This is a genomic window from Brevundimonas sp. C43, assembly GCF_030732185.1.
GTDB lineage: Bacteria > Pseudomonadota > Alphaproteobacteria > Caulobacterales > Caulobacteraceae > Brevundimonas > Brevundimonas diminuta_C.
The window spans coordinates 2286470-2300953 of record NZ_CP132231.1 but is presented as its reverse complement, the minus strand read 5'-3'; the positions used below and the strand labels follow the sequence as shown (position 1 = coordinate 2300953).

General features: G+C 67.7%; 12 protein-coding genes and 1 tRNA gene. 10 read left to right on the top strand and 3 right to left on the bottom strand.

Going from position 1 to position 14484, the window contains the following annotated elements; genetic code table 11:
* Window positions 1-175: 175 nt before the first annotated feature.
* Window positions 176-252: transfer RNA gene (locus tag Q9R14_RS11685), tRNA-Met, on the top strand.
* A 75-nt stretch (window positions 253-327) separates the two neighbouring features.
* Window positions 328-639 carry a hypothetical protein gene (locus Q9R14_RS11680; RefSeq protein ID WP_091750925.1) on the top strand — a complete coding sequence of 104 codons (312 nt, stop codon included), beginning with the start codon at window positions 328-330 and terminating at the stop codon, window positions 637-639.
* Window positions 640-645: 6 nt separating this feature from the next.
* On the opposite strand, the gene Q9R14_RS11675 is transcribed toward Q9R14_RS11680, so the two are convergent.
* Window positions 646-1311: a TlpA disulfide reductase family protein gene (locus Q9R14_RS11675; RefSeq protein ID WP_306002509.1), complete on the bottom strand. Its 666-nt coding sequence runs from the start codon at window positions 1309-1311 to the stop codon at window positions 646-648.
* Here Q9R14_RS11675 and argH point away from each other — a divergent pair.
* The 5 genes from argH (at window position 1310) to Q9R14_RS11650 (ending at window position 6026) form a co-directional block, all read left to right on the top strand.
* On the top strand, window positions 1310-2749 hold the full coding sequence (gene argH / locus Q9R14_RS11670; RefSeq protein ID WP_371929722.1) for an argininosuccinate lyase: 1440 nt from the start codon (window positions 1310-1312) through the stop codon (window positions 2747-2749). The genes Q9R14_RS11675 and argH overlap by 2 nt on opposite strands.
* Entirely contained in the window at window positions 2746-2976 is a 231-nt protein-coding gene (locus Q9R14_RS11665; protein WP_066628127.1) for a hypothetical protein, read from the top strand. The genes argH and Q9R14_RS11665 overlap by 4 nt, the downstream gene beginning before the upstream one ends.
* A gap of 1 nt (window position 2977) precedes the next feature.
* Window positions 2978-4252 (top strand): diaminopimelate decarboxylase, encoded by a 1275-nt coding sequence (lysA, locus tag Q9R14_RS11660; protein WP_306002508.1) that lies wholly within the window; start codon window positions 2978-2980, stop codon window positions 4250-4252.
* Between the two features lie 49 nt (window positions 4253-4301).
* The gene (locus Q9R14_RS11655; protein ID WP_306002507.1) at window positions 4302-4958 is read left to right on the top strand and encodes a hypothetical protein; all 657 of its coding nucleotides are present in this window, start codon (window positions 4302-4304) and stop codon (window positions 4956-4958) included.
* 78 nt (window positions 4959-5036) lie between these two features.
* The gene (locus Q9R14_RS11650; RefSeq protein WP_306002506.1) at window positions 5037-6026 is read left to right on the top strand and encodes a cation diffusion facilitator family transporter; all 990 of its coding nucleotides are present in this window, start codon (window positions 5037-5039) and stop codon (window positions 6024-6026) included.
* Window positions 6027-6030: 4 nt separating this feature from the next.
* On the opposite strand, the gene Q9R14_RS11645 is transcribed toward Q9R14_RS11650, so the two are convergent.
* Entirely contained in the window at window positions 6031-6888 is an 858-nt protein-coding gene (locus Q9R14_RS11645) for a glutamate racemase (RefSeq protein ID WP_306002505.1), read from the bottom strand.
* A gap of 129 nt (window positions 6889-7017) precedes the next feature.
* Here Q9R14_RS11645 and Q9R14_RS11640 point away from each other — a divergent pair, with 129 nt between their 5' ends.
* Complete coding sequence (locus Q9R14_RS11640) at window positions 7018-9204, top strand: M3 family metallopeptidase (RefSeq protein WP_306002504.1); 2187 nt, start codon at window positions 7018-7020, stop codon at window positions 9202-9204.
* A gap of 137 nt (window positions 9205-9341) precedes the next feature.
* On the top strand, window positions 9342-10307 hold the full coding sequence (locus Q9R14_RS11635; RefSeq protein WP_306002503.1) for a magnesium and cobalt transport protein CorA: 966 nt from the start codon (window positions 9342-9344) through the stop codon (window positions 10305-10307).
* Here Q9R14_RS11635 and ppc read toward each other — a convergent pair whose 3' ends face one another.
* A complete protein-coding gene (gene ppc, locus Q9R14_RS11630; protein ID WP_371929721.1) occupies window positions 10308-13007 on the bottom strand; it encodes a phosphoenolpyruvate carboxylase in 2700 nt (899 codons plus the stop codon).
* A gap of 191 nt (window positions 13008-13198) precedes the next feature.
* On the opposite strand from ppc, the gene Q9R14_RS11625 reads away from it, so the two are divergent.
* A complete protein-coding gene (locus Q9R14_RS11625) occupies window positions 13199-14389 on the top strand; it encodes a divergent polysaccharide deacetylase family protein (protein WP_295172837.1) in 1191 nt (396 codons plus the stop codon).
* Window positions 14390-14484: the final 95 nt, after the last annotated feature.

Below are 14484 nucleotides of genomic sequence, written 5' to 3'. Positions count from 1 at the left end.
CGGCTGGGCTTTGGGCAGTCGTTACGAAACGGCGAGGCCAGCGTTACCGTTCCTGCCGCAAGGCGTCTTGCGCTCTATCGCCGCAGGTTCTGGTCCGAGACGACTTGAACCGCGCGCCCGACGGCGATATAGGCACGCCTCTTTCGCGCTGGCCCCGGCCGCGCGCAGGGCCCGGGACTGGGTAGCTCAGATGGTTAGAGCGGTGGATTCATAACCCACAGGTCGGCGGTTCGATCCCGCCTCCAGTCACCACCTCACACCCCCTGCAACCTGCGCCGTTGTGCTGCGTTTTCCGGTCGAGCTTTCAACCTTGACCGGAGTTTCGTCGTGACGATCCGAACCAAAGCCCTGATGGCGGCCGTCGCCGCAATGACGCTGGGCGCGGCCGCCTGCACCCAGGCCGAGCAGGAAAAGACCGAGGCGCATGCCGAGGCTGCCGCCGACAAGACGGCCGATGTCGCGTCTCAGGCCGGGGAAGTGATCGAGGGCGGCGCGATGAAGGCGGCGCAGGCGGTCGAGAGCGGCGCCGGCAAGGTCGCCGACAAGCTGGAAAACGAACAGGCGGAAGCGGCGGCCGAGGGCAAGCCCGGCGCGATCAATCCCGCGACCGACCAGCGCGTGCCGGCCAACAACAACTAAGGTGGATCAGGCGGGGGGCGGCGCTGCGCCCTCCGCCAGGATCGCATCGATCAGGGCGTGGGCTTCCGGGCTGGACCAGTCCGCCTCGCCCTTAATGACGGCGCGAATGCGGCCCTGACGGTCCAGGACGATGGTCTGCGGCATGGCGCCCTTGCCCGGAAACTCGAACGGCAGCTGGAATTTGGCGTCACTGTAGAAGGGCAGGGGCGTGTGGACGGCCAAGAAGCGTTTCGCCTCGGCTGCGGCTTCGGGCGTGGCGTCGACGTTGATCGGCAGGACGACCAGATCCTCGTTCGTCTCATAGGCCTTCGCCAGCGCCTGAAGCGTGGGCATCTCCGCCTTGCACGGCGCGCACCACATCGCCCAAAGATTCACGACCACGACCTTTCCCTGAAATGCCGAGAAACGAACGGCCGTCCCGGTGCGGTCGCGAAACGCGTATTCGGGCGCTGATTTGGCCTCGGCCGGGGTCGACAGCGCGGCCAGGGAGCCGACCGCGAAGCGCGCCAGGTCGCTTTTTGGCGCCGCAGCGGCGGTTGTGGTTTGTTCGACTTGCGCCTTCTGGCGATGATTGGCGTATAGCGACATCGCCATGCCGCCGGCGCCGGCGATGGTGCTGACGACGACGACCGCGCCGACGACCGCCCAGATCGCCTTTCTTGAGCCGTTCATGACCGAAACACCTTCTTCCGACGCCAATCCATCCGGCGGTTCGACTGCGCCGGTGAAGCCCGCGGGTCAAGACATGTGGGGCGGACGCTTTTCGTCGCGCCCCGCCGAGATCATGCAGGCGATCAACGTCTCCATCGGCGTGGACCAGCGCCTGTGGCGTCAGGATCTGGCCGGGTCACGGGCCCACTGCCGCATGCTGGCCAAACAGCGCATCATTGCGCAGGCCGATGCGGACGCGATCCTGGGCGGGCTGGACGCCATCCAGTCCGAGATCGAGGCCGGGACCTTCCCCTTCCGCGATCAGTTCGAGGACATCCACATGAATGTGGAGGCGCGCCTCAATGAATTGATCGGCGAGCCGTCCGGCCGGCTGCACACGGCGCGCAGCCGCAACGATCAGGTCGCGGTCGATTTCCGCCTGTGGGTCCGCGACGCCTGCGATCGCTCGGTGGCGCAGTTGAAGGCGCTGCAGGCCGCCCTGCTGACGCGCGCCGAACAGCATGCCGGCGACCTGATGCCCGGCTTCACCCATTTGCAGACCGCCCAGCCCGTGACCCTGGGTCACCATCTGATGGCCTATGTCGAGATGTTCGGCCGTGATGCCGGACGTTTCGCCGACGCCCGCGTCCGGATGAACGAAAGCCCGCTGGGGGCGGCGGCCCTGGCCGGTTCGCCCTTCCCCATCGATCGTCAGGCGACGGCGGCGGATCTGGGATTCGACCGGCCGATGGCCAACAGCCTGGACGCCGTGTCGGACCGCGACTTCGCGCTGGAAAGCCTGGCCGCCGCCTCGATCACGGCCGGGCATCTGTCGCGCTTGGCCGAGGAGATCGTGGTGTGGATGACGCCGATGTTCGGTTTCGCGAGCTTGCCCGATGACCTGACCACCGGCTCGTCGATCATGCCGCAGAAGCGCAACCCCGACGCCGCCGAACTGGTGCGGGCCAAGACGGGCCGGATCATGGGGTCGCTGGTCGCCCTGTCCACGGTGATGAAGGGCCTGCCGCTGGCCTATTCCAAGGACATGCAGGAGGACAAGCCGCCGGTTTTCGAGGCGTTCGACGCCTTGGATCTGGCCCTTGTCGCCATGACGGCGATGGTGTCGGCCCTGCAACCGAATACCGAACGGATGGCCCAGGCGGCGGGCGCGGGCTTTTCGACCGCGACGGACCTGGCCGACTGGCTGGTGCGTGAACTGAACCTGCCGTTCCGAAAGGCGCACCATGTGACGGGTGCCGCGGTCAAACGGGCGGAAGGGTTGGGCGTGGATCTGTCGCAACTGCCGCTGGAAGAAATGCAGAAACTGGAGCCGGGGATCACCGAAGCGGTTTACAAGGTGCTGACCGCCGAGGCTTCGTGCCAAAGCCGCCAAAGCTATGGGGGAACCGCGCCGGAACAGGTCCGTGCGCGCATCGCCGACTGGAGAGACCGCCTGTGAAAAAGACCCTCATCGTCGCGGGCGCGCTTGCCCTTCTGACCTCCGCCTGCGGCCGGATGGCCGATCTGGAATCGCCGGTGCGCGAGACCGAGCGTGCGCCGCGCAGCAGCCGTGCGCCGGGCTTGCCCGAGCCGGCGACCATGAACCGTCCGTCCAGCAGCGTGCCGATCGACGGCGGCCCGTCCAACCCGATCGGCGCCGGCGCCGCCCAGAACGACCCGCGGTAAGTTGCACCATTTCGACCTGAAGGACGGCGCCCTGCATGCCGAGAGCGTGCCGCTGGAGCTGATCGCGGACGAGGTCGGCACGCCGGCCTATGTCTATTCGACCGCGACGCTGAAGCGGCATTACGGCCTGCTGCGCGCCGCCGCAGATGCGCATGGGGACGCTCTGGGCGAGGCCCTGATCGCCTTTGCGGTCAAGGCTAACTCCAACCTGTCGGTGTTGGCGACCCTGGCGAAACTGGGGTCCGGCGCGGACACCGTCTCCGAGGGCGAAATTCGCCGCGCTTTGGCCGCCGGGGTGCCGTCCGACCGGATCATCTTCTCCGGCGTCGGCAAGACCGATGTGGAAATGGCCTTCGCCATCAGCGTCGGCGTGCGTCAGATCAACGTCGAATCCGGCGCCGAGCTGGATCGGCTGATCACCGTCGCGGCCATGATGGACGCGTCGCCCGCCATCGCCGTTCGGGTCAATCCGAACGTGGGGGCCGGCGGTCACGCCAAGATCACCACGGGCGGCAAGGGCGACAAGTTCGGCGTGCCGGTTGAGGAGGCGATGGATCTCTATGCCCGCGCCTCGGCCTCGCCCCATGTCACGCCCGTCGGACTGGCCTGCCACATCGGCAGCCAGATCACCGACCTTAAGCCGCTGAAGGCCGCCTTCGAGGTCTTGGCGGATATGACGCGCAAACTGCGGGCGCAGGGTCATGCCGTGACCCGACTGGATCTGGGCGGCGGCCTGGGCGTGCCCTATTCCGGCGGGACCGAGCCGCCGTCGCCGGCCGAGTATGTCGCCATGGCCGCGCGGGTTCTGAACGGGCTGGATGTCGAGGCGGCGTTTGAGCCGGGCCGGCTGCTGGCCGCCAACGCCGGCGTGCTGCTCAGCCAGGTGATCCAGGTCAACGAACGCTCGGACGGACGGCGCTTTCTGGTGCTGGACGCCGCGATGAACGACCTGATGCGGCCGGCGCTGTACGACGCCTTCCACGACATCCAGCCGGTCAATCCGCGCGGGGGCGCGCCGACGTCCTATGACGTGGTCGGGCCGGTGTGCGAGACGGGCGACACCTTCGCGCGGGACCGCGCGCTGCCGCCGCTGGAGGCCGAGGATCTGATCGTCTTTACCGGCGCAGGAGCCTATGGCGCGGTGATGTCGAGCGAATACAACAGCCGGCCCTTGATCCCCGAGGTGCTGGTGGACGGCGATCAGTGGGCCGTGATCCGGCCACGCCCGACCTATGAAGAGATGCTGGACCGCGAGCCGTTCGCCGATTGGCTTTGATCGCCGATTCTTCTCGACCGTTATAAAGTAACACGCTATAGGGCCGGTCATGTCCCTTGGCCCTGAACAGTCCGTCATGCTTTCCCTGCTGGGTGGCGGCTTCGTTGCGGCCTTCCTGCATGCGGCCCTGCCGACCCACTGGCTGCCGTTCACCCTGGTGGGACGGGCGCAAGGCTGGCGAGCGTCGCGGATCCTGATGGCGGTGACGGCGGCGGGTCTGGCCCATATCGCCACGACGGCGGTGGTCGGTGGTCTGATCGTGGCGGCGGGTCTGGCGCTGGACCAGTGGATTCAAGGCGTCCTGCCCCACCTGGCGGCCGTGCTGTTGTTCCTGTTCGGCGCCTTTTATCTGGCGCGCGCGACCCTGAAGCGTCCGGCCATGGCCGGTGGTCCTGCGGTCGAGACGCCCGAGCCGGCCGTGTCCGACAAGGCCGCCTTCCTCGGTCTGGTCGCCATGATGGCGGTCTCGCCGGGCGAAGTTCTGCTGCCCATCTATCTGTCTTCGGCCTCGGCGGGTCTTGGCGCCCTGGCGCTGTTGACGGTGGTGTTCGCGGCGGGGACCATCGCCGGCATGGCGGTCTTCACGGCCCTGGCCAGCGCCGGCGCCTCGATCCTGCGGCTGGAGCGATGGGCGCGATATGAGGGAGCAGTGCTGGGCGTGGCCCTGATCGCTCTCGGCCTCATTGTCGCCATGCACCAGCACTGACGCGATATTACATGATAACATTCAATGCGTTATCATGTAGCGGCTTGGCTGTTTCGCCAGAGGGCTTATAGGCGAGCCATGAACGCCGCACACGACCACAGCCCCAGCCACCGGCATGACCACGATCATGCGGATCATGGCCATGGGCATTCTCACAGTCACCACGGACACAGCCACGGCCACGTCGGCCATAGCCACGGTCCGGTGGACACCGGCGACTGGCGCTATGCCGTCGGCCTGGTGGTCAATCTGCTGTTCGTGGCGTGCGAGTTCGGCGCGGGCCTGATCGCGGACTCGACCGCCCTGCTGGCCGACGCCGGGCATAATCTGTCGGACGTGCTGGGTCTGGCCATGGCGGGCGGCGCGGCCTGGCTGGCGCGACGCGGCGCACATGGGGCGGCGGGCGGTCGGCGCACCTATGGTTTCGGCAAGGCGACGGTGCTGGCGGCGCTTGCCAATGCGCTGCTGCTGATCTTCGCCTGCGGGGCCATCGCGTTCGAGGCCGTGCGGCGGTTCAACGAGCCCGCCCCGGTCGGGTCGGGCGTCATCATGGCGGTCGCGGGCATCGGCTTCGTCATCAACCTGGGCACCGCGCTGCTGTTCATGAAGTCGCAGCACGACTTGAATGCGCGCGGCGCCTATCTGCACATGATGGCCGACGCGGGCGTGTCGCTGGGCGTGGTACTGGCGGGCGGGCTGATCATGATGACCGGCTGGTCGGTGGTCGATCCGCTGGTCAGCCTGGCGATCGTGGTCGTGATCCTGTGGTCGACCTGGGGCCTGCTGAAGGACTCGGTCAATCTGGCCATGGACGGCGCGCCGACGGGCGTGGACGTGCCGGCTCTGGAACAGGCGCTGGTCGGCCTGCCGGGCGTGCGAGCCGTGCATGATCTGCACGTCTGGGGACTGTCGACGACCGAGACGGCCCTGACCGCCCACCTTGTCCACGACCGCGCCGACACGGCGGCCCTGATCTGCGAGGCCCAGGCCGTGGCGAAGCGCTACGCCATTGGCCATACGACCTTGCAGCTGGAGACCGAGCCGCTGCCGGATTGCCCGGGCTGCTGAGCCCTCAGGCCTGTTCGAATGTCACGGGCGCGCCCCAAAACTGAGACACCAGTTCCGACTGAGGCCCGGCCTGGCCGGTGGTCAGGAAGTCGCGACGCCCGCCGTCGCCCAGATCGTATTCGGGGTGCGCCTTGAAATAGCGCTCCAGCGCATCCGCCACCGCCGTCGGCTGTTCGATCAGAACGGTGCCGGCCGGCAGGGCCTGGGCGAACAGTTCGGCGACGATCTCATAGTGGGTGCAGCCCAGGATGGCCTTGTCCGGGTGGCGGCCGATGCGGCGACGCAGGGCGTCGACGTGGTCGTCGATCACCACCTTCAGCTCCTCCGGCGGCGCGCCCAGCTCGATCAGACCCGCCAGGCCGGGGCAGGGCTCGGAAAAGACGGCGATGTCCTCCCGCCGCTTGTCGATCTCGATCTCGTAGACGCGGCTGATGGCCGTGGCGGCGGTGCAGAAGACGCCGGTGATGTCGATGGAGGCGACCTTTTCGCCCTCCTGCGGGCGCTCGGCCTCGAAACTCCAGGGCTTGCCGGTCGCCGCCTCGATGGTCGGGACGATGATGCCCAGGATGTTGACCGGGCGGCCCAGACGCTCGCGCAGACCCGGCAGCCAGGTCTGTTGCAGGCGGCGAAGCGCAATGGCGCTGGCGGTGTTGCAGGCCAGGACGACGACGGAGGCGCCGGCCGCGAACAGACGCTCGCAACCGGTTTTCGTCAGTTCGACGATGTCTTCGCCGCCGCGCCCGCCATAAGGGGCGTGGGCCTGATCGGCCAGATAGACGAAGTCCCGCTGGGGGAAGCGTCGGGTCAGTTCGCGGTGGACGGTCAGGCCGCCCACGCCGGAGTCGAAAACGCCAATAGCCATGGCCCGGCTTTAGAACAGTGCGACGACGTATCCAACCGGATTGGCGACAAGTTTATCCCCGCGTCAGGTGACGGGGGCGATCCGTGCGCCTAAGTGTATCGCAACCATGATCTTGTTTCGGAGCATTCCATGCATAGACGCCAGCTTCTCATTGCGGGCGGCAGCCTGATGGCCCTGTCGGCCTGCGCTTCCACGGGCGCGACCTCGGGCGGGTCTGCTGCGGCGCCGTCCGCCGCCAGCGTCGCCGAGGAAGCGCGCATTGCCCGCGCCGTCCTGCCCCGCCAGACGCCGCGCGCCGAGCTGCTGCAGGCCTGGACCGGGAAGTATGACGGCGTTCCGCCCTTCGACAAGGTAACGCCGGCCAAGCTGCGCGAAGCCATGCTGGAAGGCATCGAACTGCAACGCGCCGATATCGCCGCCATCGCCAACAACCCCGAGGCCCCGACGTTCGCCAACACCATGGCGGCGCTGGAGCTGGCCGGCGAGCCGCTGGACCGGGCGTCCAATGTCTATGGCGTGATGACCTCCAACATCGGCGGCGAAGCCTATGACGCGGTCGACACCGAGCTGTCGCCGCTGCTGTCCGCGGCTTCCGACGAGATCACCTTCAACGAGAAGCTGTTCCAGCGGGTCAAGGCCGTCGCCGACACCGCGGACGCGGCGGGTCTCAGCGCCCAGCAGAAGCGTCTGGCCGAGCGTCGCCGCGACGCCTTCATCCGTTCGGGCGCCAATCTGGACGCGGCCGGCAAGGCCGAGCTGGGCCGGATCAACACCGCCCTGTCCAACGCCTTCACCCGCTTCGGCCAGAAGGTCGTCGCCGATGAGAACGCCTGGACGCTGATCCCCAACGAGGCGGGCGTGCGAGGCCTGCCGGACTCCAACAAGGCGGCCGCCGCCAGCGCGGCGCGCAGCCGCAATCTGCAGGGCTGGGCGATCCTGAACACGCGATCGGCGGTCGATCCCTTCCTGACCTTCGCCGACGATCGGGCCCTGCGCGAGCAGGTCTGGAAGAAGTTCGTCAATCGCGGCGACAACGGCGACGTCAACGACACCAACTCGACCATCGCCGAGATCGTGAAGCTGCGCGACCAACGCGCCAAGCTGCTGGGCTATCGCAACCACGCCGAACTGCGCATGCAGGACACGATGGCCAAGACCCCGGCCAATGCTCAGGCCCTGATGGACCGCGTCTGGGCGCCGGCCAAGGCCCGCGTCGCCGAGGAAGTCGCCGACATGAAGGCGATCGCCGGCTTCGACATCGAGCCGTGGGACTACCTCTACTTCGCCGAGAAGGTGCGTAAGGCCAAGTACGACCTGGATCAGAACCAGCTGAAGCCCTACTTCGAGCTGAACGCGGTCCGCGCCGGCTCCTTCGCCATGGCCGAGCGCCTGTACGGCTTCCAGTTCAGGAAGCTGCCCAAGGGTTCGGTGCCGACCTTCGAGCCGGACGTCGAGGCCTATGAGGTCTATGACAAGAGCCGCGACGGCCGCCTGATCGGTTTGTACTACACCGACGACTACGCCCGTCCGGGCAAGCGTTCGGGCGCCTGGATGACCACCTATCGGTCCTTCTCGCAGCTGGACGGCTCCAAGGTCATCCTGGCGTCGAACAACAACAACTTCACCAAGCCGGAGCCGGGCGAGCCCGTGCTGATCTCGCTGGACGACGCCGAGACGTTGTTCCACGAGTTCGGCCACGCCCTGCACTATCTGTCGTCGGTGGTGACCTATCCGTCGTACGGCAATACGCCACGCGACTTCGTGGAATATCCGTCGCAGGTGCACGAGCACTGGGTGCTGAGCCGCCCGATCCTGGACGGCTATCTGAAGCACTATCAGACGGGCGCGGCCATGCCGGCCGAACTGGTCAACAAGATCGAGGCCGCCGCCACCTTCAACCAGGGCTATGCGACCGTCAGCTATCTGTCCTCGGCCATCGTGGACATGGATTTGCACACTCAGGCCGTGCCGCCGACCGACATCGACGCGTTCGAAAAGGCCAGCCTGGCGCGGATCGGCATGCCCAAGGAGATCGTGATGCGGCACCGCCTGCCGCAGTTCAATCACCTGTTCACGTCGGACGCCTATTCGGCGGGCTACTACAGCTATCTGTGGTCCGAGACGATGGACGCCGACACCTGGGCCTATTTCGAAGAGTCGGGCGACGTGTTCAATCCGGACATCGCCGGCCGCTTCAAGTCGATCATGCTGGCGCCGGGCAACACCACCGATCGCGCCGAAGCCTATCGCGCCTTCCGCGGTCGCGACCCGGACGTGGCGGCCCTGCTGAAGGTCCGGGGCTTCCCTGTTTCTTGATCGAGGGCGCTACCGCGCTTCGCGCGACTTGAGCGATTCGTAAACCTGACGGCCGGCGGAGCGATCCGCCGGCCGTTTCGTTTGGCTGAAACCTGGCCTAGAGCAGGTCGAGACCCGCGCAGATCCCGGAACCCCGCATGACCGTCGTCGCCTCCTACGTCTATCGCGACGGTCAGCGCGTGCGTGAGGCGCCGCTGACGCCCGAGGGGCTGGCGTTGAAGCCGGGTGAGTTCGTCTGGATCGGCCTTTACGATCCCACGGACGCCGAGATCGAGATCCTGGTCGATCGGTTCAAGCTGCATCCGCTGGCGGTCGAGGACGCCCTGGCGGCGCACCAGATGCCCAAGGTTGAGGTCTATGGCCGCGAGCTGTTCGTCGTGGCGCGCACGGCGATGAAGATCGATGACCGGCTGGCCTATGGCGAAACGCACGTCTTCGTCGGCGACGACCATGTGGTCAGCATCCGGCACGGCTCGGCTCGCGCCCACAACCATCTGCGTACACAGCTGGAAGCCTCGCCCCTGCAGCTGAAGAAGGGTCCGGACTTCGTCCTGCATGGCATTCTGGACTTCATCGTCGACGCCTATGCTCCCATCGTCGACGATGTCGAGGACAGCGTTCTGGAGATGGAACAGCGGACGCTGGACGCCTTCCTGTCGCGCCTGGAAATCCGCCGGCTCTTCACCCTGCGCCGCGAACTGCTGAAGTTCCGTCGCATTTTGGGGCCGATGGAAGAGGTGCTGGGGCGGCTTCAGTCTCTGGACCTGCCCTGTATCGATCCGGACATGCGGCCCTACTTCCGCGACGTGGGCGACCACGTGCGGCGGGTGAACAGCCGGCTGGGGGGCTTGAACGACATCCTGTCGTCGGTGTTCGAGGTCGCCAATCTGCTGGAGCAGCAACGCCAGGGCCTGATCACCCGCAAACTCGCCGCCTGGGCCGCTATTCTGGCCGTGCCGACTGCCATCGCCGGCATCTACGGCATGAACTTCGAACACATGCCCGAGCTGCGCTGGGAATACGGATACTATGCGGTTCTGGGCGTGATCGCGGCCATCTGCGCGGCGCTGTATGTGACGTTCAAACGGACGAAGTGGCTGTAGTCAGCCGCTGTTCCTCAACCCCGCCGCCACGCCGTTGATGGCCAGAAGGATGCCCTCGCGGACGCGGGGGTCGTCGTCGCCTGCGCGGCGGCGGCGGATCAGCTCGACCTGGACGTGGTTCAGCGGCTCGACATAGGGCATGCGCAGCCGGATCAGCCGGTCCAGCTCGGGCTGGCCGCCCAAGAGGGCGTCATGGCCGGTGATGGCCAGGATGGCGTCATGGGTGCGCTGCCACTCCGCGCGGATTTCGCCATAGATGCGCGACGCCAGCGACGCATCGGGCACCAGGGTGGCGTAGCGGCGGGCGATGGTCATGTCGGACTTGGCCATAACCATCTCCATGTTCTGGACCAGCGTCTTAAAGAAGGGCCAGGCCTCGGCCATCGCCTTCAGCTCGGCCATGTCCTTGCCCTGCACCGCCGAGCCGAAGCCGAACCAGCCGGGCAGCATGACCCGGCTTTGCGACCAGCTGAACACCCAGGGAATGGCCCGCAGATCCTCGATCCGCGTCGAGGCGGTGCGCGACGACGGGCGCGAGCCGATCTTCAGATCGGCGATCTCGGCGATGGGGGTGGCGGCGCGGTAGTAGTCGACAAAGCCGTCGGTTTCGTAGACCAGCTTGCGATAGGCGGCCATCGAACGCGCCGACAGGTCCGACAGGGTGGCGCCGTGTTCGGCGGTGAAGGCGTGATCCGTCCCCTTGCCCAGGGAGGCCAGCATGGCGCCGCAGGTCAGGGCGTCCAGATTGCGCAGCGCGATCTCCGGCTCGCCGTATTTGTTGGCGATGACCTCGCCCTGTTCGGTGGTGCGGATGCGGCCCTGGACCGTGCCTTCGGGCTGGGCCAGGACGCCGGCGAAGGACGAACCACCGCCGCGCCCGACCGTGCCGCCGCGCCCATGGAACAGCTGCAGCTTCAGCCCGTGCTTCTGCGTGACCTCGACCAGGGCGCGCGAGGCCTCGTGCAGCTCCCAGCCCGAGGTCAGGTAGGAGCCGTCCTTGTTGGAGTCCGAATAGCCGATCATCACCTCCTGCACCCCGCGCGCGTGGGCGACGGCGAGGGCGGAGGGCTCCTGCAGCAGCCGCTCCAAGGTGGGGCGCGCGGCGCGCAAGTCCTCGATGGTTTCGAACAGGGGCGCGGCCTGGATGGGGCAGGCGGCCGGGTCTTCGGGCCGGTAGAGACCGACCTCCTTGAGCAGCAGATAGACTTCCAGCAGATCGGACGCCGCATCCGTCTTGGACACGATATGGGTGCGGATCGCCTGGGGCCCGAAGGCGGCGAGTGCGGTCGCGGCCGCCTGAAGGATGGCGCGCTCCTTCAGCGTTTCCGGCTCGTAGTCGGCATAGGGGCTGAACAGCAGGCGCGACGAGGCCAGTTCGGCGGCCAGCACCTTCAGGCGGCTTTCTTCGTCCAGCGCCAGATAGTCGGACTGGACGCCGGCGACCTTCAGCAGGTCGGCGACGACGCGTTCATGGACGTCCGCGTTCTGGCGCATGTCCAGGGTCGCCATATGGAAGCCGAAGACTTCGACCGCCGTGATCAGGTCGCTGAGCCGGTCGTCGGCGAAGACGCCGCCGTGGTGCGACACCAGGCTGTCGTGAAGCGTCTTCAGATCGGCCTCGAAGGCGTCGGGGCCGGGATAGGGTTCGGCCTTAACGGCCGGGCGACGGGGCGGCGGGGCGTCGCCCAGCTTCTCGTGGGTGGCGGCCAGGCGGGCATAGACGCCGGTCAGGGCGCGGCGATAGGGCTCGTCCGCGCGATGGGGCGAGGGGTCATGGGCGGCGTCGGCCAGGGCCTGAAGCGCGGGCGACACCTGAGCCAGTTCGGCCGCGAGGCTGAGTTCGGCGCCCAGGGCGTGGACCTCGTCCAGATAGAAGGTCAGCACGGCCCGCGCCTGGGTGCGGAAGGCGGCGGCCATGACCGTGGCGTCCACGTTGGGATTGCCGTCGCGGTCGCCGCCGACCCAGGTGCCGACGCGCATGAAGGGCTTCAGCTCGGGCGCGTCCAGCAGACGCCGCCAGGCCGACAACTGCTTGGGCGCGACGTGCAGGAAGATGCGGTCCAGGAAGGAGACGACCGTGTCGATCTCGTCCTGCACCACCAGGCCCTGGGTGCGGACCAGACGCGTGGCCCACAGGATGACGATCTGACGGCGCAGCGGTTCGGCGATGGCGTCCAGGGTGCAGGCGTCGCCGGCCTTGTCGCAGGCGTCCAGCAGGTCGGTGATGGCGGCGATACGGTCGATGACGCTCTTGCGCCGGACCTCGGACGGGTGGGCGGTCAGGACGGGCGAGATCAGCGACTGGTCTAGCAGGGCGCGCACAGCCTCGCGATCCACGCCCTGGTCGGCCAGACGCTTCAGCGCGCCTTCGGGCGTGTCGGGACGAGCGCCGGCCTCGGCCTGGCTTTGGGCGCGCCTGCGGGTCGAGCGGTCTTCGGCGATATTGGCCAAGAGGGAGAACAGGGCGAATCCGTGGGCCAGCCCGGCTGCCTGATCCACCGACATGGCGGTCAGCAGCTTCTCCAGACGCTTGGCCGGGTGCGAGGCCGGGTCGCGGTGATAGGCGATCGAAGCCTGGCGCACCGCCTCGACATGGTCGAACAGGGCCTGCCCGCCCTCGTCGCGGATGATGTCGCCCAGAATGCCGCCCAGCAGTCGAACTTCGTCACGCAGGGCGTCGTCAGCGGCGGGGCTCATCATCTGAAATATCCTGGGTCGGCGCGGGGAGGTCGGCATCTGGAAGGGCGAAGTCGCCCGCGTCAACGCACGATCCGTGACAGCCGCCCCCAGAAATCACCGCGTCGATCATGGTGAACCGCCTGTTAGGGTTTCTTAACCGACGGCGCGCGATGATGCGGGCGTAGGATTCCAGATCGGTTCCACTCTTGCCCATGTTCGCCAAACGCCAATCCGCACTCGCCGCCACCGCCGGGACCGCCCCGCGCGCCAAGGACGGCCCGAGCCTGAAACCTGTCGTCGACGCCTTGAAGAAGCCGCCGGTCGCGGCCGGCCTGGCGGGCTTGCTGCTGCTCAGCGCCAGCGCCCTGTTCCTGACGGTTCTGGGTGATCCCAAGGCGGGAACGCCCTCGGCCCATGTCGCGCTGGAACGCGACGCGCCCGCACCGCAAGCGCCGGCCCCGACGGGCTTCGAAGCCTTCTCCATGGGCGCGATGGGGCTATATCAAAATCTGGCGGGTGGCGCCGATCCGACCGCAGGCGGCGACGCCGTCATCACCCTGCCGGACGGCGGCAGCGTCTCAGGTCAGGGCGCGCCCATCACCGCGCCGGTCCATGCCGCCTCGCCCCTGGCCAAGGCTCCCATCGCCGGCCTCTCGCAGCCCGGATCGAACGGTCCCCTGCCGATGATCGCGCCCGACGGCCGTGTGCCGGCCCAGGCCTATGCTCGCCCGTTCCGACCGAACGGCAAGCCGCGCGTGTCGCTGATCGTCGGCGGCCTGGGCCTGAACGCCGTCACGACGAGGGCGGCCATTGAACGCCTGCCGCCGGAGGTCACGCTCAGCTTCGTGCCCTATGCCGACAATCTGCAGGGTTGGATCGACCAGGCGCGCGCGCAGGGCCATGAGGTCATGCTGGAAATGCCGATGGAGCCGACCGGCTATCCCGACAACGACCCCGGCCCGTATACGCTGCTGGCCGACGGCGGCGCCGACGACGTGACCGCCAAGATGGACTGGCTTCTGAGCCGCGCCACGGGCTATTTCGGCGTGACCAACTATCTGGGCGACCGGTTCGCCGGCTCGGACACCGGCATGAACGCCTTCCTGAGCGTTCTGCGCCAGCGCGGCGTCGCCTTCCTGGACGACGGCTCGTTCCAGCGTCGGCCGGGCGCCTGGGCGCGGGCCAGCGCCGACCGCGTCATCGACCGGACCCAGTCGCCCGCCGCCATCGTCGCCGCCCTGAACGGTCTGGAAGCCCAGGCCAAGCTGCGTGGTTCGGCCCTGGGGGCCGGCTTCAGCTATCCGGTGACGGTCGAGGCCGCCGCCCGCTGGACCGCCGGTCTGGAACAGCGCGGCCTGCAACTGGCGCCAGCCTCGTCCATGTCGATGCGGCCGGGGCGTTAGGAAAGTGGCGAGTGGCGAGTGGCGAGTGATGAGTGGCGGCTTTGTCCGTCCCACCGACCATGTCACGCGGCGCCCCGCTGAACCGCCAGACGGTT